The organism is Dehalobacter sp. MCB1, from assembly GCF_003590275.1.
GTDB lineage: Bacteria > Bacillota > Desulfitobacteriia > Desulfitobacteriales > Syntrophobotulaceae > Dehalobacter.
On record NZ_LXPC01000001.1, the window covers coordinates 146231 to 165093 of the forward strand.

Annotated in this window: 11 protein-coding genes, 2 riboswitches and 1 other annotated feature; of the genes, 5 read left to right on the forward strand and 6 right to left on the reverse strand. The window is 46.4% G+C overall.

Annotated features, from left to right (window positions below; genetic code table 11):
• The first annotated feature begins 153 nt into the window (after window positions 1–153).
• The gene (locus tag A7K50_RS00720) at window positions 154–603 is read left to right on the forward strand and encodes a Fur family transcriptional regulator (protein ID WP_119774336.1); all 450 of its coding nucleotides are present in this window, start codon (window positions 154–156) and stop codon (window positions 601–603) included.
• Here A7K50_RS00720 and A7K50_RS00725 read toward each other — a convergent pair.
• From A7K50_RS00725 to recQ, 4 genes are all read right to left on the reverse strand, one after another.
• The gene (locus A7K50_RS00725; RefSeq protein ID WP_119774338.1) at window positions 567–4700 is read right to left on the reverse strand and encodes a UvrD-helicase domain-containing protein; all 4134 of its coding nucleotides are present in this window, start codon (window positions 4698–4700) and stop codon (window positions 567–569) included. The two genes, A7K50_RS00720 and A7K50_RS00725, sit on opposite strands and share 37 nt — an antisense overlap.
• Window positions 4693–8256 carry a PD-(D/E)XK nuclease family protein gene (locus tag A7K50_RS00730; protein WP_119774339.1) on the reverse strand — a complete coding sequence of 1188 codons (3564 nt, stop codon included), beginning with the start codon at window positions 8254–8256 and terminating at the stop codon, window positions 4693–4695. The genes A7K50_RS00725 and A7K50_RS00730 overlap by 8 nt, the downstream gene beginning before the upstream one ends.
• A gap of 266 nt (window positions 8257–8522) precedes the next feature.
• On the reverse strand, window positions 8523–8975 hold the full coding sequence (locus A7K50_RS00735) for a YaiI/YqxD family protein (protein ID WP_119774341.1): 453 nt from the start codon (window positions 8973–8975) through the stop codon (window positions 8523–8525).
• On the reverse strand, window positions 8959–10749 hold the full coding sequence (gene recQ, locus A7K50_RS00740) for a DNA helicase RecQ (protein ID WP_119774343.1): 1791 nt from the start codon (window positions 10747–10749) through the stop codon (window positions 8959–8961). Before recQ ends, A7K50_RS00735 begins: the two co-directional genes overlap by 17 nt.
• 338 nt (window positions 10750–11087) lie before the next feature.
• Window positions 11088–11142 (forward strand) — a sequence feature (sodium ion sensor (DUF1646 type); this cis-regulatory element may regulate processes involved in with the transportation of sodium ions).
• 53 nt (window positions 11143–11195) lie between these two features.
• Window positions 11196–11333, forward strand: a riboswitch (cyclic di-AMP (ydaO/yuaA leader).
• Between the two features lie 146 nt (window positions 11334–11479).
• Between recQ and ablA the strand changes: the two genes are divergently transcribed.
• The 4 genes from ablA to A7K50_RS00760 all read left to right on the forward strand — a co-directional run bounded on the left by ablA (window position 11480) and on the right by A7K50_RS00760 (window position 16537).
• Window positions 11480–12763 (forward strand): lysine 2,3-aminomutase, encoded by a 1284-nt coding sequence (gene ablA / locus A7K50_RS00745; RefSeq protein ID WP_119774345.1) that lies wholly within the window; start codon window positions 11480–11482, stop codon window positions 12761–12763.
• On the forward strand, window positions 12738–13586 hold the full coding sequence (gene ablB / locus A7K50_RS00750; protein ID WP_119774346.1) for a putative beta-lysine N-acetyltransferase: 849 nt from the start codon (window positions 12738–12740) through the stop codon (window positions 13584–13586). Before ablA ends, ablB begins: the two co-directional genes overlap by 26 nt.
• 197 nt (window positions 13587–13783) lie before the next feature.
• A riboswitch (cyclic di-GMP riboswitch) is annotated at window positions 13784–13875 on the forward strand.
• Window positions 13876–13961: 86 nt separating this feature from the next.
• Entirely contained in the window at window positions 13962–15467 is a 1506-nt protein-coding gene (gene nhaB, locus A7K50_RS00755) for a sodium/proton antiporter NhaB (RefSeq protein WP_119774347.1), read from the forward strand.
• Between the two features lie 176 nt (window positions 15468–15643).
• A complete protein-coding gene (locus A7K50_RS00760) occupies window positions 15644–16537 on the forward strand; it encodes a DUF3102 domain-containing protein (RefSeq protein WP_119774349.1) in 894 nt (297 codons plus the stop codon).
• 106 nt (window positions 16538–16643) lie between these two features.
• Here A7K50_RS00760 and A7K50_RS00765 read toward each other — a convergent pair whose 3' ends face one another.
• Window positions 16644–18473, reverse strand: a complete 1830-nt coding sequence (locus tag A7K50_RS00765; RefSeq protein WP_119774350.1) for a M56 family metallopeptidase — start codon at window positions 18471–18473, stop codon at window positions 16644–16646.
• On the reverse strand, window positions 18470–18829 hold the full coding sequence (locus A7K50_RS00770; RefSeq protein ID WP_119774351.1) for a BlaI/MecI/CopY family transcriptional regulator: 360 nt from the start codon (window positions 18827–18829) through the stop codon (window positions 18470–18472). The genes A7K50_RS00765 and A7K50_RS00770 overlap by 4 nt, the downstream gene beginning before the upstream one ends.
• Window positions 18830–18863: the final 34 nt, after the last annotated feature.

Sequence of the window (18863 nt, forward strand, 5' to 3'; positions counted from 1 at the left end):
GCTGTGTAAAAGTATTACAATAGAGTCAGAGTCAGATATATAAGGCTGAAATCATTAAAAATCTTCTGGAGCAACTGACAAAAATAACCTCATGATCAATTTGGGGGCACTGTTCCGTTGTACGTAAAAATTTGACTAAAAGGACTGAATTCTTTGCCTGAAAACCAGCAAGACCCATTAAAAGAAATCATGAAAAAAGCAGGGATCAAGAATACCAAGCATAGGAACTTGATATTTGACCTGCTTCAGAATGCAGAAGAACCTTTGACAGCTGAAGAGATTTTTATTTCTCTAAAAGATAAAAGCTCGTCCATTTGCCTTTCTACCGTCTATCGTACGCTGGAAAAGCTGATGTCGGGCAATCTGCTTCTCAAAACAAATATCTCTGATGACGGCAAAGCCAGATATGAACTGAATCACGACAAGCACAAACACTATCTGATTTGTATGAAGTGCAATAAACGGATCTCGATTATGGACTGTCCAATGAAAGAATTTGAAATGGCCCTGAAAGACCAAGCCAATTTCGATGTGATCCAGCACAAACTGGAAATCTACGGTTACTGTCAAGACTGCAAGATCTCGCCACAGTCAAAAAGATAAAAATACTTTTCTTTGACTTTTCTCCCTGTCAGCATTTCCAGCGCCCTGGCATAATAGAGAATCTGCTGGCGGTACCTTTCCAGAATAATGCGGGACCCGCCTTCCGGAATGTGGTCCGTCTTATAGTCAACCAGAACAATCCCGTCTTCTTCCTCAAAATAACAGTCAATAATGCCCTGCAGCAAGACGACTTCCTGCCCGCAGGCATCTGCCGCCATGTCAGAGAATATTTCCCGGCAGGGTATTTCTATATTAAAGCGGACTTCACGGTTTACACTGCCTGAGGCCTTCATTCTGCATCCGAGCGTTGACTCTAGGAAAAACATTACCTTTTTCGGATCAACGCTTTCAGCCTGCTGCTCTGTGAGCAGTTCTTTTTTGACCATTTCTTGAATCTGATTCGGAATGTCATTGCGCTGAACATCCAGGTGCTGCATGACAAAATGCAGGATCGTTCCGGCTTCTGCCGCACTCAACCCTTTCTTTTCTTCGAGAAACAACGGCTTTTTGATCAGCTGTGGCAGGAGAGCTGATCCGGTTGCCAGCCCCAGCTCCGGTTCTTCCGTAAGCTCTGCTTCCAGCCGTCTTTTCAGTTCGGTGACAGAGACTTTGGGCGGTGTCCGGGTACTGGCAGTGAAGGGATACTCCCAACCAAGCCTTCGCGCAATCTCTTTCTTTACATTTCTGCCGTGAAGCCCATCACTGTCGTTATTATCGATATAATCGTTATAATTATTAGCATGATTATCGCTGCTACCGTTTTTAGCATTATTAACTTCAGTATCACCGTAATTCTCGGTATCACCGTAATCCTCGGTATCACCGTGATCTTCGGTCTCCTGACGCAAACCGGCCAGCCATCGGATGAATGTTTCTTCTTCCTGTTCCTGAACAGCTGGTCTGCCAAGAAGCTCATTTTTTGTCCATACGCGGATCTGCCATTCGGACGGGTCGTCAAGCTGACCGTTTCCCAATGCTCCCTCCGTCGCACAGGTATGATACCCAAGCCGGCCGCTCAGACTGGCAATGCAGCAGCCCCGGTGCTTTATGAGTGCCGGTCCGATCCAGTCCAGATATTTCTCTCCTTTATACACTTCATGTGCAGGCAGCTTTTCCGGATCACCTGCAGCAGCTTTGCACCATTTGTTCAACGCCTTCCTGGCATTGGAAACCGCTCCGGAGATAATCAGCTTTTCCCTGGCTCTGGTCAAGGCCACATAGAGAATCCGCATTTCTTCCGACAAGGTCTCCATCCTGATTTGTTCCCGAATTGCATATTTAGGAACAGACGGATACGCTATCCTGAGCCTCGGATCCGCAACGTCAGGACCGAGTCCAAGCTCCTGGTGAAATAAAATGCTCCTGTTCAAATCCTGAAAATTAAATTTCTTGCCGCATCCGGCCAGAATGACGACCGGGAATTCCAGCCCTTTGCTTTTATGAATACTCATGATCCGAACGACATTATCATTTTCACCAAGGATTTTAGCACTGCCAAAGTCACCCTGGTTGCTTTTTAGCTTGTCAATGAAATTAATAAAATTGAACAGCCCTTTAAAGCTTGTTCCCTCATATTGTCTGGCCCGTTCAAATAGAATCCGGAGATTGGCCTGACGCTGCACGCCCCCAGGCATCGCTCCGACAATCCCATAATAGCCGGTCTCGGTATAAAGCTGCCAAAGCAGCTTGTCGGCAGACAGATATTGAGCGGTGTCCCGCCATCTGTGAAGGTTGCTCAGGAACATTGCTGCTTTCTTTTTCAGCGCTTCTTTGGCCGACGTCTCTATTTCGTTCTTTATTTTTTCAATCTCAGATTCTCCGTCCGTGGATTGGCTCTGAGATTTGATTTCCGGCTTACTGCTCCCTAATTCGTTATCAGGCTCTCCGCTCTCCGGTTCAGGGGTATCCCCTTCTGCCATCTCTTCCACCAACTGTTTGAGTGCCTCATAGATCGGCACATGCCGTCTGGTAAGCCGCAGTCCGGCGAGCTCATCGGATGAGAAAGCGGCCAGCGGCGATCTCAGAACGGCCAATAATGGAATATCCTGCAACGGATTATCAATGATCTGAAGCAGTGACAGGATCACCTGTACCTCGGATGACTTGAAAAATCCTGTGCCGGTATCAGCAAAGGCAGGGATACCGGCCGCCGTCAGTTCCTCCGTGAATACCTCGGACCAATTCCGGGTGGTCCGGAGAAGAATGACAATGTCGCTGCAGCGCAGCTCCCGGTACGCTTTACGTTCCTTATCATAGACGGCCGTCCTCCTGCCTTGTTCGTCCGGATGAAACAGTTCCTGTATCCTTCTGACCGTAAAGCGGGCTTCACATTGGATCGCATCCAGCAGACCCGGGTCAATCTGTTCCGTTTCATCAGAGAGGCCATTTGAGGCGTCCGCAAACTCCGTCAATTCCTGTTCTTCCTGACCTGAACTGTCAGAAAATCCGTTTTCCTGATCCAGCCGTTCCAGATCACCTGTTTGAATAAGATGAAATTCTACCGCCCCGCCGACAGTCAAATGTTCCTGGTCATTTTCAGCAAAGACAGCTCCCGGATTCAAAGCCTCGTTGTCATTGTAGTCCAGTTCCCCGACTTGTACGGACATGATCTGCCTGAAAATGTAGTTAACAGCATCAACCACTTCCCGGCGGCTGCGGAAATTCTTATACAAGCAAATTTTTCGATGGCTGGCACCTTGTTCCGGAGAGTAACTGTGATACTTCTCCAGAAACAGTTCCGGTTTAGCCTGTCTGAATCTGTAAATACTCTGTTTGACATCTCCGACCATAAAGACATTCGGCCTGGCTGATCCTGTGCGGGAAATCATCTGAAGCAAAATCTCCTGGACCAGATTGCTGTCCTGGTACTCATCAACCAGAATTTCCGCGAAGCGTTCCTGATAGCGTTTGGCTGCTTCAGATGGTACATACGCTCCCGTTTCATCCTGTACAGTCAAAATTTCGAGGCAAAAATGTTCCAGATCATTAAAATCCACCAGAGACTTGCCATTCTTTTTTAGCGCATATCTGCGTTCAAATTCAACAACCAGTCTGCCCAGACACTGCATCAGCGGCTGAAGGATCTGCAAATCGGTTCTGATTTCTTCCGAATCCGCTGCCAGCGACCTTTCTTTCAATTTGCCGATTTTCTTTTTGACCTGATCCCGGATTTCTTTGACCTGCTCCTGAACAGCTTTATCCGCATCTTTGCCGGCTACCGGCAGTCTTTGAAACAGGTAGTCCCGGACTGTTTGGGCAAGGTCATCCCACCTGGCATTACGTTCTTCCAGACAAAGCTCCCGGATATGCTGCAGAAAGCAGTATTCTTCCTCGAAGACAGGACGGTATTTATCCAGTCCTGTACCAGGCTGCAGAAGGGCAACAGCGGCCTGCATATTCTGTATCAGTCCCTCAATTTCGAGTCCAATACTTTTAAGCAAGACTTTTCCCCAGCAGGTCTGGCTGAAATCCGTACCTTCGGGCATAGCAAAACGTTCGGTCATCTCCGCAAGCCATTTTTCCGGCCAGGGACTGCTTTGTATAAACGTATGCAGATTCAGCACCATGTCCTGTAAGGCCTGATCGTCCCTGTTGCCGACATAACACTCTAATAGTTCAAGAAAATCCTGATTCTCGGCATTCTCTTCATACATTTCATCAAACAAGTCATTGAGCACTTCTATTTTCATCAGCATCGTTTCCGTCTCATCGGCGATCCGGAAAGACGGATCAATATTAATGGCCTGGAAGTTACTGCGGATGACCTCAAGACAAAATGAGTGAATGGTTGTAATGCTGGCTTTGCTTAACAGCGTCAGCTGTTTTTGCATATTGGAAGACCCCGGGTTGCTTTCCAGTACTGCAGCGAGTGCTTCGGCAATTCTTTCCCTCATTTCTGCCGCAGCTGCATTGGTAAACGTCACCACGAGCAACCGGTCAATGTCCACAGGATCATGGCTGTCTGTAATCTTTTGAATGATACGCTCCACAAGCACGGCCGTCTTGCCGGCCCCGGCAGCCGCTGCAACCAGCAGGCTGCAGTCCTTGGCCGTAATTGTTTCCCTTTGTTCATTCGTCCATTTCGTCTGATCAGTCATGATTTTGTTCCGCCTTCATGATATCGTTCCAGATTTCCTCATCCCCACGGTCAGCCAGCAACCGGAAGCTGTTTTCCTTTCTGGCCGGATCAAATTGGCAGACTGCAGCGTAGTGGCAGTAGGTGCACGAGGTTGTCCGCTTTTTCTTGTACGGCGTGATCGAAACGCTGCCGCTCATCATTTCCTCACATAAGTCTTTCAGAAGGTTCCGGACATATTTTCTGAGGATTTCAAATTGCTCCAGGGTAGCTGCCGATGATTTGCCCAGAAGGTCCCCCTTATTGATCCTGGCCGGAATGATCAGTGAAGTGCCGTCGATGGTCCGGTCCATTTCCTTGATCAATTTGACATCCGCGAGCAGCAAGCCCTTCATTTTCAGTTGTTTCATAATGTCCAGCTCGATCTCTTCCTCCGTAAGCCTGCCGTCAGCTCTGACGATAGGATCATCGATCCGGAAATACAGGATTCCTCCCGGCAGGACTGGTTTTTCTGTCTCCAGCCCGCTGTTCTGCCAGAGGGCATCGAGATACGTGAACAACTGGATCTGCAGTCCATAATAAACGTCGGCCAGTTTGAAATCTTTGCTCCCGGATTTATAATCCACGATTCTGAGGTAGGTCCCTTCTTCAGCTTCCAGCGCATCGACCCTGTCAATCCTTCCGCTTAAAGATACCTTTCGGCCTGAATCAAGTTCAATCACAATCGGCGGGAACTTTTCCCGCTCGCCAAATCCAAGCTCATAACCCAACGGCTCAAAGCCGCTGCGCTTGAGGTGCTCTGCAATCATCCAGACCGCACGCGTGATGACCCTTTTCAGTCTCAAGGCAAGTGAAGTATACCGTTGGGAGGCCGTGAGGCCGGACCCTTGCATTTTTCGAAGCATTTCATCCACAATCTCCGAGACTTTCTCCCGGCACCACGGTCTTTCCATCTCTCGCCAAGAGATTTGCTGCTGGGCCGCCTCCAGCGAAAATCTTTCGAGAACGGCATGCATAAACGTCCCGACATCCGGCGGACTGAACTGATAAATCTTTCTCTCTTTGGCTTCAAGTCCATATTGAAGATAAAATGCGAACTGACAGGACGCATATTTCTCGAGCCTCGATGCACTGGCATGAGCCGATGCGCCATACAGCGCCGTTATTTTTTCAGAACTGACCGGCTCGGCAATATTTCTGGCTGAAAATGCAGTCTGAAGCGCCTCACAGCGCGGTTTCCATTCTTCCAGCCCATTGTACCAGCGATAGACATCCTGCCACCAGCCGTTGATTTCCAGCCCTTCTGCCTTGCGGCGGAAAGCTGCAACCATTTGTTTAAAAGAAGGGGATTTTCCGGTCAGCTGTTCTAGTTCAGCACTTTCTAGCCAGGTATTTTCTGTGCCGGCATTCACTACTTCTGTATTCTTCGTCTCTGTATTCTCCGTCCCTATATTCTCCGTCTCAGCATTTTCTTTACCAGCAGCAAACCCGGATAGCATTGGAATCAGCGTGCTGTTTTCCGTAATTTTCGGAAACAGCTTCCTTAACCTGTAGATCACCATCGAAGGCCGTAAGCTTCGGCCCTCCTGGTCGGCGATCGGCCAGCTCAGGCGAAGATAAGCAGATGCGGTCGTTAAAGACCGGTAAATCAGATACTGGGCCTGAAAGGCCTGCGTGCGGGTATCATTAGCCAGTTCGATCCCCACCGTATTCAGCGCGGCACGGTCCGCATCGGCCAGGATACCTTCCGTCTGAGCAGTGGCAGGGAACACCCCGTCATTGACCCCTAAAATGAAAAGTGCTTTGATCTCATGGCTTCGAAACCTCTCGATGCTGCCGATCAAAACTTGATCCAGCGAAGCCGGTATCAACCCAATCTGATATTCGGCAAAGCCGATTTTCAGGGTGTCCGTAAAGCTTTCCAAACTCAAAGGCTCCTCGCCCATAGTCTCCACGGTCTGATCCAGGACGTTCATCAGGATATTCCAGACCTGACCGTATTCATTGGCCAGATTTAGCATACCCTGCCGCCTGAATTCTTCCATGATCCTTTCCAATCTGGCCGGGACGCCTATCCCGCCAAGAAAATCATACAAGGCTTCGCAGATTTCCGAAGCCTTTTTTCTGTTTTTGGTTTTGGCGCGAAATTGAAGAAGCGGAGCTGCAATTTCACGTCTGGTCTGATTGATTTCCTTCAGCTCTGCTTCGGCCTTCTCCACATCTTGGGGCCGCTGATTCTCTTCCGGCAGCAAACCCGGATGCATCGTCCAGTCTTCATTTTTCGTCCAGCGGCTACCGCGGATCCCACAGGCCAGCACATAATTTTCGATGTGGTCGATACGTTCCCTATCTAGACCGGATAAACCGGTTTTCAGATAAGCAAATACCGTTTCGTAAGACCAGTTGTCACTAAAAATATCGAGCATCGCCAGCATCATCCTAACCAGCGGCTGATCCGTGATCTCGGTCTTTCTGTCCAAAAAATACGGGATCTCATATTCAGCAAAAACAGTCTCCAGAAAACTCCGGTAGCCGTCCAGGTTTCCGGTGACTACGGCAATATCTCTGTACCTGAGCCCACGATCCCGGCAAAGCCTGACTATGTCTGCCGCTGCAGCTTCAATCTCCGCATAAATATTCACCGAAGCATGCAGGAAGATATCCCTGGTTGCTTCGGTATATACCCGATGCGGATACACATCACAGTAGCGTTCAAGGTGGGACAACTCTGCACTGCAGCGGAACCTGGGCAACGGAAATCCCGCTGCCTGAACCGGGGGCTCGATCTCCAAACCCGCCTCCTGGCAGATTTTCTTGAACTTGCGGTACACCCCCTTGACCTCAGAGAACACATCGGTTTCCAACAGACCTTCTTCAGCCAGGGAATCCGTACACAGGCAGATATTTACCCTGCTCACCTTAAGCAGCAGCATAGTGATGACTTTATATTCCTGCGGTGTAAATCCGGCAAAACCGTCAATCCAGATTTCCGCGCCGTCAAAAATGGTGGTGGATTCCAGCTTGGCTGCCGTCAGGGTAAGATCATCGTCACTGTCCCGGTATCTTTGCCGGATCAGTTCCTCGAACCCGGAATAGACGGCATTCAGTTCAGTCAGTTTATCCTTGAGCGGTTGGTCCGCCATAACGGCAATGGCGTTCTGCAGATCTTCCGGCGTAACATTATACCGTTTCAGCTCCGTGATCAGCCCTGAAAGCGAACTGATAAACCCTTTGCGCTCGGCTGATCTCGTATAGACCTTCAGTTCTTCTTTGATCTGCATGAGGACACGATAGATCAACATGCTCTTGCCTGCTGGGTGGATATGCGGGTACGTGATTCCGCCCGCCTCGTTAAATACCCTGAATGCCAGGCGGCGGAAACTTAATACTTCCGTCTTTAGAATCCCTCCGGTCTTCAGCACGTTAATCAGGTCTCTCTCCGCCTGCAGCGTATACTGTTCCGGCACAAGCAGCACCAAAGGATGATCCGCTCCGTTGTTGACACGTTCCTTTATTTCATTCAGGCAATAGGTGGACTTGCCGCTGCCGGACCGTCCGTAAATAAACCTAAGACTCATCCTGTTCTCCGTTCCTCTGAGAATTATCCAACTAAAACAGTGTTATTATCTCGAGCTTGTCTGCATGCCACAATTCCGCTTTCGGCCGTTGTGTCATCCTTGACACAAAAGGCCGCGCTGCGCATCCATGCTCCGCTTGACACTGGAATTATGGCACGCAGACCAAATCTCGGGTAATATTGATGAATGTTTGCATTATAATTTTTTTGGTAGTTAATTTAAATACCTTGTACTCGTAATTCTGTGTTTTTTCTATCATTCTTGAGTTATTCAAACGTACGGTCTTTGGTTTCTTCGATCAGCCTAATAAAGGCCGTCCTGAACCGTTCATTGTCTTCTTTGGTTCTTTTCTTGACATGGGTAGTTCTTCCTCCCCCACGCCGTACCTTTTGTCCGACGTGACGTTCGAAAAGGAGCCGTTCAATATTGCTGTCCGTATAAATAAGGCCATTTTGATTAATGGCCCTGGCGCCTTTCCCCAGAACAAGCGCCGCCAGTCCATAATCCTGCGTGACAACAATATCTTCCCTGGCCAACCGCTTCATCAGCGCGAAATCTACACTGTCCCGATCCTGGTCCACGGTGATCACCATACTGTAGTCATCCTTCAGTTCATGGGAAGTATCGATGATCATGATGACCGGAAGTTCAAATTGTTTCGCGCAGCTCACAATGATCTCTTTCACCGGACAGGCGTCGGCGTCAACCAATATTTTCATGTCCTTGCAGGGCCTCCTTGATCTCCTCTAAAAATAAATCCCCGTATTTCTGCAGTTTCCTTTCGCCAACGCCATTTACCCGGATCAGGGTATTCCTGTCCTGCGGACAGCTTTGAGCCATTTCCCTGAGCGTGCTGTCCGGAAAAATCATGTACGGAGGCAATCCCTCCTGCTGGGCAATCTGTTTGCGCAAGGCCCGCAGTCTTTCAAATATTTGTTCAGCGGCGGTGAGCGATACTTCTTCCCGTTGCACCTGAATCTGATACACTCTTTCCTCACTCTTAAGCACAGCCGCCGCTTTCGGCGCAAGCTTCATTACCGGATACTGGCCGCCTGCAACCACGAGATAACCTTCGGCTGCCAGGAAACTGATCCTGTCCTTAATCTCCTGCAGCGGTGTGTCCTTCATGATCCCATGGGTAGATAGTCTGTCTAGCCCAAACTGCAGAACTTTTTTGTTCTGGGAGCCTTTGAGTACCTCGGCTACCAACGCCGAACCAAAACGTTCCTTCATCCGGTAAACACAGGACAGAATTTTTTGGGCATCCAGAGTTACATCAACCTTTTTCCGGTCATCGTCACAGTTGCTGCAGTTCCGGCATTTATTGGGACTTTCTGTTTCTCCGAAATACTCCAGGATGGTCTGCCTTAAACATCTCGATGTATGGCAGTAATCGACCATGGCCTGCAGTTTTTTATACTCATTGGCCACACGCTGTTCCTGAAATATGGTTTCTTCAATCATCATTTTTTGAATCTGCACATCCTGGGGGCCAAAAAGCAGAAAACATTCTGCCGGCTCACCGTCACGACCCGCCCTGCCGGCTTCCTGATAATAGGATTCGATGTTCTTGGGCATGTTGTAATGAATCACAAACCGGACATTGGATTTATCGATTCCCATACCGAAAGCGTTTGTCGCCACCATCACAGCAATCTCGTCATAGATAAACTTTTCCTGATTGCGCTTTCGCTCCTGATCGGGCAAACCGGCATGGTAACAGCCGACTGAGAATCCCTGTCCTTTCAACAATTTATAGAGTCTATCGACATCTTTACGCGTCGCGGCATAGATAATTCCCGAATCATTGCGGTTATTTCTCAGATGATCCTGAACAAAAACCTTCTTATTTTCACCGCGCAGAACGGAAAACTTCAGGTTCGGCCTATCAAATCCCGTAATAAAGCAATTCGGTTTCTTGAGGCCCAGCAAGCGGATGATATCCTGCCTGACTTCCTCTGTGGCCGTAGCTGTGAAAGCTCCGACCAACGGCCTTGCGGGCAGGGATTGCAAAAACTTGCTGATCCGCAAATAGCTTGGGCGAAAGTCATGGCCCCACTGGGAAACACAATGCGCTTCGTCTACAGCCACAAAATGGATTGGCAGTCCCTTCAACCTGGCAAGGAACTCTTCCGATTCCAGACGCTCCGGTGCCAGATAGACCAGTTTATACTCTCCCCGCTGCATCCTGTCAATGCGCGACCAGGTCTCTTTCGGAGAAATAGAGCTGTTGATAAACGTAGCCGGAATCCCGGTTTGCCTGAGGCTGTCCACTTGATCTTTCATTAGAGAGATCAAAGGGGAAATAACCAGCGTAACCCCTTCAAACAGAACCGCCGGAATCTGATACGCAATCGACTTGCCTGCCCCTGTGGGCATAATGGCTAACGTATCCTGCCTCTGAAGCAGGCTTGCAATGACTTGTTCCTGTCCTCCTCTAAAATCCCGGTAACCGAAATATTTGAGCAGGGCTTCTTTTGCTTTGGTAATCATATCCAATCAATCTCCCATCGTCGGGATTATAGAAAAATAGCCATAGAGCAGAATCTATGGCTGATTTTATGTATTAAAGTTCGCCGAAAAAAAGTCATTTCCTTTATTAATCTCAGGATTTTTGTTACAATTCTTCATATCGTTGATATCATTGCAGCAATTATTTTCAGGAGGTGTTTCTGTAAACGAGAACTGTAGTTCACATGGTTAGGAAACATTGCCAAAAAAATACATTTTAAATTGACATTAAATTAATCTTTTGTTATCCTATATTTATCAGCTAATATTTTGGCTGGATTCAGTAAATAGGATACGCAAAACATAATACGTTTGCTTTCGGTTGGAATGGCACTTGCCATTTTCAAGAGAAACAAGGCTCTGGGGTGGGAGGCTACTTAATGTGTTAGCTTTTCACCTTATGTTTTTATCAAAGAACAAAACTGAATTTATTTTAAACGCTGAATCCGTATGGAACGGGAGACCCAAACAAATAGGGGTGAATCCATAGCAGATGCTTTGGTAGGGTTAAGCTCTTTCGACCCGAATCCGTCAGCTAATCTCGTAAGCGTTGGAAGAGAAGGTGATTAATATGCTTGATGACATCTTTAGTTAGGGTATAAATTTTTTAGGCATATGCTGCAGAGACTTCTCTGCAGCATTTTGTTTTATATACCTTAAATATTGAGGAATGACAATCCTCAATTAAGAATCTGAAGGGGAATTAAATAATATGCAAAGAAATTATAGGGATATACCCTTATATAAAAATGTAACAGAAGAACAGTGGCAGGACTGGAAGTGGCAGATTTCTAACCGAATCACAAGAATTGATCAATTGGAACAAGTAGTCAACCTTACCCTGGATGAGCGCCTGGGAGTAGAAGTAAGTCTAAAAAAATTACGTATGGCAATAACGCCCTACTATTCTACACTTATGGATCCAAATGACGAACATTGCCCGGCAAGGCGGCAAGCAATACCGACGGTTCATGAAACTAAAATATCCAAGTTCGACAGTTGTGATCCGCTGCATGAAACAGTCGACTCGCCAGTCCCGGGTCTTACTCACAGATATCCGGACAGGGTACTTTTGCTTATTACTGATCAGTGTTCAATGTATTGTCGCCACTGTACAAGAAGACGATTTGCCGGGCATGAGGATAGGGCTCTTTCCCAGGACAATATCAAACGGGCGATTAATTATTTCAGAGCGCATAAAGAAGTCAGAGATGTACTTTTGTCAGGAGGGGACGCCTTATGCCTCTCTGATGAAAGGCTGGAAGCAATCATAAGATCAATACGAGAAATCAAACATGTGGAAATAATACGGATAGGCACAAGAACACCAGTTGTCATGCCTCAGAGAATTACCGATACGCTCTGCGAAATGCTGAAAAAATATCATCCAATTTGGCTGAATACTCACTTTAACCACCCCAAGGAACTGACAGTTGAGGCTCGCATGGCATGTGAGAAATTGGCGGATGCCGGAATTCCTCTGGGCAACCAGTCTGTACTTTTAAAAGGCATTAATGATTGCCCCTATATAATGCGTGATTTGGTTCAAAAACTGGTAAGCTCCAGAATCAGACCATATTACCTTTATCAGTGCGACCTTTCAGAAGGAATAGAGCATTTCAGAACTCCGGTTTCTGTAGGGATTGAAATCATAGAAATGCTGCGTGGACATACCTCGGGTCTAGCTATTCCACAGTTTGTTGTGGATGCGCCTGGAGGCGGGGGGAAGATCCCGGTCAATCCACAATACTTGATTTCATATTCCCCTGAAAAGATCATTCTTAGAAATTATGAAGGTGTAATTTGCACGTATAGCGAGCCTCGGGATAAAACGCACCAGTGCCGAAAATGCGGCACGTGCAGTAAATTCAAGAATAAAGAATACCGGGGATTAGAAAAGTTATATAGAGATGAACAAGTGTGCTTGATTCCAAGTAGAAACGTAAGACTCAATAAGAGGGAGGACTTCCATGAATATAGATCAAGACGAATGTAAAAATTTATATACTAACTTTTCGGGTGTGGACATGTACGTGGATTATCGCAATAAAAGGCTTAAAATATTGAGTCATTCTCTTTTGTCAGAGTTAATAATCAAAGAGATAATTGATTATTCCAAAAAAGAAAATCTGGGTAAGATTATTGCGAATTGTTATAAACAAGATCTTAGTATCTTTAAGGAATGTGGGTTTGTAGCAGAGGGGGGTATCGACGGTTTTTTTCAGGGAGAGGATGCAACTTGTATATCCCTTTTTCTTGATACAAAGCGCAAAAATTCACTCTATGAGGAGAAAGAAAACAGAATTATCGATTATTGTGTTAAGAATACCAATAAATTTGAGCTGACTAAGAATAAAAACTATACGATAAGGCAGGCCGTGCCGGACGATATTCCCCAGATGGTTCAGCTTTTTCAAACGGTATTTGAAACCTATCCAACTCCTATTTTTAGCAGAGAGTATCTTCAAGAAGTCATGCGGGATGATGTCTTGTTTATGGTGGCGGAAGAGGAAGGGAAAATTATTAGTATTGCTTCGGTGGTTCTAGACAAAGAGAACATGAATGCTGAAATAACTGATTGCGCCACTTATCCAAAGTATAGAGGCAGAAATATATTAAGCGAATTGATATTCCAACTGGAAACACACTTGAAACGTAATGGCTTTGCTACAGCATATAGCCTTTCAAGAGCTAACAATCTTGGGATCAACAGGTCTTTAAGCAAGCTGGGGTATATGTATCGGGGTAGACTAATCAACAACTGCCATATTTGCGGGGGTTTTGAAGATATGAATATTTGGGTAAAAACTTTAAAATAGTAAAATACTATTTTGTAAGTCAAGGGGAAGAAGATTTTTGAGAGATAGCCTGATTTGCTAAAGGATTATATTAAAAAACAAATACTTAAGGTAAATACCTGGACAATTCAGCATAAAGTGGATATATTCAGGGTATTCAAAAGAATAATTTTTTGTTATAATATAAAAACTTAAGCAAAAATAACAATATATAGTTGTACAGGTTGGTGCAAACTTCGTGAAAGTGAAGGACGCTAAAGCTATGGGTCTAAGGCTGCTTGTAAGTTGCTATGATTGCCAGGCTGCAAGTAATATGAACTTCTTGGGGGGGAGTAGTTCCGTTTTGGAGTACTCTCTTTTTTATATCTTTAATTTTCACTTGGGAGGATAGTACATATGAAACAAATGGGCATCAGACAAGCATTCAGAGCAAATTTTCTGGGTCACGCTCCGGACTGGTACAAAAGAACAATTCTTGCTTTTCTGGTGTTGAACCCTATTTTGATGGTTACCGCCGGTATGTACGTTACCGGGTGGGTGTTGATTGTCGAATTTATTTTTACCCTGGCAATGGCGTTAAAATGTTATCCGCTTCCTGCCGGTGGGCTTCTGGCGATCGAAGCCGTTGTGCTCGGACTTACTAACCCTCATATGGTCTATCACGAGGTTGAAATGAACCTGCCGGTTATTCTTCTTCTGATGTTCATGGTTGCCGGGATCTATTTTATGAAAGAAGGTCTTGTGTACCTGTTTTCCAAGCTCCTTACTAAAGTACACTCTAAAGTCGCGCTTTCATTCCTGTTCGCTGTACTGGGTGCGGTTCTTTCTGCGTTTTTGGACGCGCTGACCGTAACGGCAGTGATTATCGCCGTGGCCTATGGTTTCTATAGCATCTTCCACAAGTTTGCTTCCAGCGAAAAAGTATACGAAACGTATGACATTAATCACGACCATAGTGTTGATGACAAACTTCATGAAGACCTGGACGAGTTTCGTGGTTTTCTGCGTAATCTTATGATGCATGGTGCTGTGGGCACTGCGCTGGGCGGAGCAATAACACTGGTTGGTGAACCGCAGAACCTGTTGATTGGCTCCATTATGCAATGGGACTTCGTAGATTTCTTTATACAATGTGCCCCTGTGTCTATCTCGGTATTGATCGTTGGTCTTCTGACCACCATTATCCTTGAAGTTACTAAGTTCTGGGGGTACGGCTACCAGCTTCCGGAATCTGTGAGAAAGGTTATGGAAGATGATGTAAAAGCCAAAGATGCTGCCAGGAATATGCGCGGACGTGTGCGCCTGATTGTAATGGCTTTGTGCGGCGTTCTGCTGATCTTCTCCCTGGCACTACACCTGGCGGAAGTAGGTATTATTGGTCTGATGATTATTATCCTGCTTACTGCTTTCAACGGGGTTACTGAAGAAAAGCGCATCGGTCATGCGTTTGAAGAAGCATTGCCGTTTACTGCGCTGCTGGTTGTATTTTTTGCTGTCGTTGCGGTTATTCATGACCAGCATTTGTTTACGCCGATTATTCAATGGGTGCTGAACATGGAAGGGCAGAACCAGCTTGTGGCTTTCTTTGCGGCCAACGGTGTCCTTTCGGCAATCAGTGACAATGTTTTTGTGGCTACGGTATATATGACTGAAACACAGCAAGCGTTTGAAGCCGGGGCCATTGCGGTGGAGCAGTACAACAAGCTGGCAGTTGCCATCAACATGGGTACAAATATCCCTTCCGTTGCCACACCAAACGGTCAGGCGGCGTTTCTGTTCCTCTTGACTTCTGCTCTAGCACCGCTGATTCGCCTGTCTTACGCTGAGATGGTAAAACTGGCTCTGCCATACGCCGTCGTTATGACTGCAACAGGTTTACTGGCAACAATGTACCTGTTATAACACTTGAGAATATCAGATTACAAGGGTTTAAGCATTACTGATCTTTTAGTATCTCGACTTTCGGTGACCTTATATACGATGAGAAAGATTGTCCGTTGTTAATACTGAGGTTGTCACACTTTTAAGCCTGGCCACATATCCTACGAGTGAAGTTAGCCCCAAGGAGTGTGGATATCATGACTGATCCAGTAACCGATATCATCAACGGACGCACGCCGCATGTCATCGCGGCTGAAATTAATATGATCAAATACCAGACTGAGAGGATCTACCTTGCCGCCGCTGTCGAGATTGGCAGGCGGCTGACGGAAGCCAAGGCCCTGCTTAAGCATGGAGAATGGGGCAAGTGGCTGGAGGAGTCGGTCGATTTCTCCCAGAGCAGAGCCAATAAACTGATGCGTATCTTCACAGAGTACGGAGCAGGACAGCTTACCTCCTCAAATTCGGATTCGAATCCGAATTTAAACTACAGTCAGGCGGTGCTTCTTTTAGGTATCCCAAAGGAGGAACGAGCGCAATTCATCGTCGATCTGGATATCGAAGGCATGACCAATCAGGAACTCAGGCAAGCGGTCAAGGAACGGACACAAGCCAGGCAAGAAAAAGACCAAGCCTTACAGGAAAAAGACCTGGCCCTGCAGGAGAACACGGATCTCCAGAAAACAGTGGAAGACCAAAGCGGTATCATCACCGGGCTGACTGCGGAACTCGCCAATCTAAAGGTCCAATTGGAGAACGTCAAAACGTCCAAAGAAGAACTCGCTAAAACGGCCAGGCAGCTGAATGATGCGCTGGAATCCCTCCAAAAAAGCTCAGCCGCCAAGGGCTACGAGCGGATGAAGACGAACTTTATTAATACGTCGCTCAAAGTCAGGGCCAACCATATCGCCTTCCTCTGTGAAAACATGGATCAAACCATCAAGGAAGTCAAGCATAAGCTGCTCCAGATCGCCCCTAATGACAAGGAGACGTATATCATTTATAAGAATAAAATTTACGATCTTCTGGATAGGTGGCTTAAAGATGAGACGTGGAACAGGCAAGCTTGCCCCATCAGAGATACACAGTAAGAAGTGGTAGATGATGAAGGGCCGGAAAAACGCGGCGGACGCTGTCGTTGTTTTCCGGCTTATTGTTGCCGCGTAATGAGAAAAATGCGTTACAGTTCGTTCTAAGTTAATTCTGTTCTCCCCTCAAAATAAGTACACCTTTCGGATAATGCGCCTGCATCCAGTCCAAACCGTTTTTATCTGTGAGCCGCTGTGTATGAGCTTTATAGGCATCATACCAGTCCTGATGATTCGTGCTGGCGTATTTGATATCCTCACTGCCGAGGATCTTTCGGCACAGGATCTCCATCACACTTCCCTTTAAGCCTGTCTGCCCGCCTTTTGCAAATTCGGAAAATAGGTAAGGCAGTGCTTGTTCATCCATGGCCAGAATGATATTGTACTCTGCCTGATGCGCTTTGATATAATCATAGGGATTGGAGGAAGGTAACGGTGATGACATGATTTTCTCCAAGCACAGCTCAATCTGCTTAGCTTTGTTGACCGCCGTATTTCCTTCATTTCCAAGACTGAAGTACACATACTCCAGACGTGTAAGCAATTCCTTCAGCAAATCGGCACTTTCGGCATATACGCGTACATCTCTCTGCATGATTTGCTCGATTCTGCTTCTTAAGTAAGTCGTGCTATATCCTTCATATTTTCCCGCGCTGTCGGTAAATTTTATGTTAATGACTTCAACATTATCGACTAGGCTGAACAACAGGATGGCATTGCGCCCAAACACATCACCGATCATTCCGTTTTCCGCAGAAATCGCTGAATCGTCGTTGATCCGGTACTGAATGGTTAGACCATACGGCGCGGTCGACGTCTGCAATTCGACTTTATCCCGTACGACCCCTTTCGGCAAAGGCATCGCGTCAATCAGTGCGATAACCTTGCTCGCATTGCCTACATACGGTGTTTTGTTGGCCAGTAATTTATCTACTGCATAACCAGCGTATGTTTCCTGTCCTGCAGCCGTGTCATTGACCGGGTTTGCCACAAATCCAATCATCAACGCTACAATCATAACAACTGCCGCCGTACCAATCCAAACACCGGGTTTTCTGTAATGGATCACATTTTTAATTCTCTCTTTAATATTGTTTGCACCGAAAGCTAAAGGGGTAGCCTGCCAGAAGCTGTTCTTCTGAACTGCCAACGCCAGCAGGGAATTGGAATAATCTTCTTTGATCTCTTGTCCCTTGTTTCTGATAACCGTTTCATCGCAGGACATTTCCATGTCCTTAACCATCAGCGCAAAGCAGAACCACATCAACGGATTAAACCAATGGATGATCAGAACCAGAAATGCCGCCGGTTTGATCAGATAATCGCGTCTCTTAATATGTACCGTTTCGTGCGCCAGTACATAGGGTAATTCCCGGGGCGAAATGCCTGCAGGCAAATAAATTCTCGGTCTCCTAAAACCAAAAACAAACGGTGTGCTGATTTGATCTGTCTCATAAATATCCGGTAAAGAAGCATCCAGCAGCGTAGCCGTTTTGATCTTCCCTGCAATTTTAAAATAGGAAAAAATATTCCAAATCAGCAGCACCATAACCCCGGCCATCCAGACCATACTGCCAAGCAACATCATCATAGAAAGCGGACTTACATCCATTGCAGCGACCAGAGGCAGCGTGCTGCCAACTGAGCTGTTTACTGTACCGTTTATTGCATCATTTATGTTCCCAAGGCCTGCCATCACCAGCACCTCAGGTAAGGCATCAGGCTGCATAGCGGGTTTAATAACGTTTAAGAAACTAAAAACTGAGGTAAATGAACCAGGACAAACCAGTCTGAAGAAAACCGCCAGCCATAACAAATAAGAGAAGATTTTCGGTGCCCTTTTCAGAAGCTGCCGAATCAGGATCACACCCAGAGCCACGTAGGAAGCTGTCATGCTCATACCGACAACAGTGCTGAATACTGTCATCAAGCTGTTCATTGCATCGCCTCCTCAATAATTCGTTTTAGTTCTTCAGCTTCCTTAGCCGTGAGCTTTTTCCGATCAAGGAATGCTGTTAAAAATTGCGGCAGAGAACCTTCAAAGTTTTTTTCAATTAAAGATTGGCTCTCATACTTCTGCGCTTCTTCCTTTTTAATACGTGAAGTGACTACAGTATCCGTGTTGTCTAAAATGCCCCGTTCACATAGCTTTCGCAAAACCGTGTAAGTGGTTGACTTCTTCCAGCCCAGTCTTTCCAAAGAAAGCCTTACAAGCTCAGTCGAATTCACCGGTTCCTTTTCCCAGACGATACTGACAAATTTATACTCCGCATCAAATAATTTATAGTTTTCCATGATAGCCCCCAAGGTTTATCTTAATAGACCTATT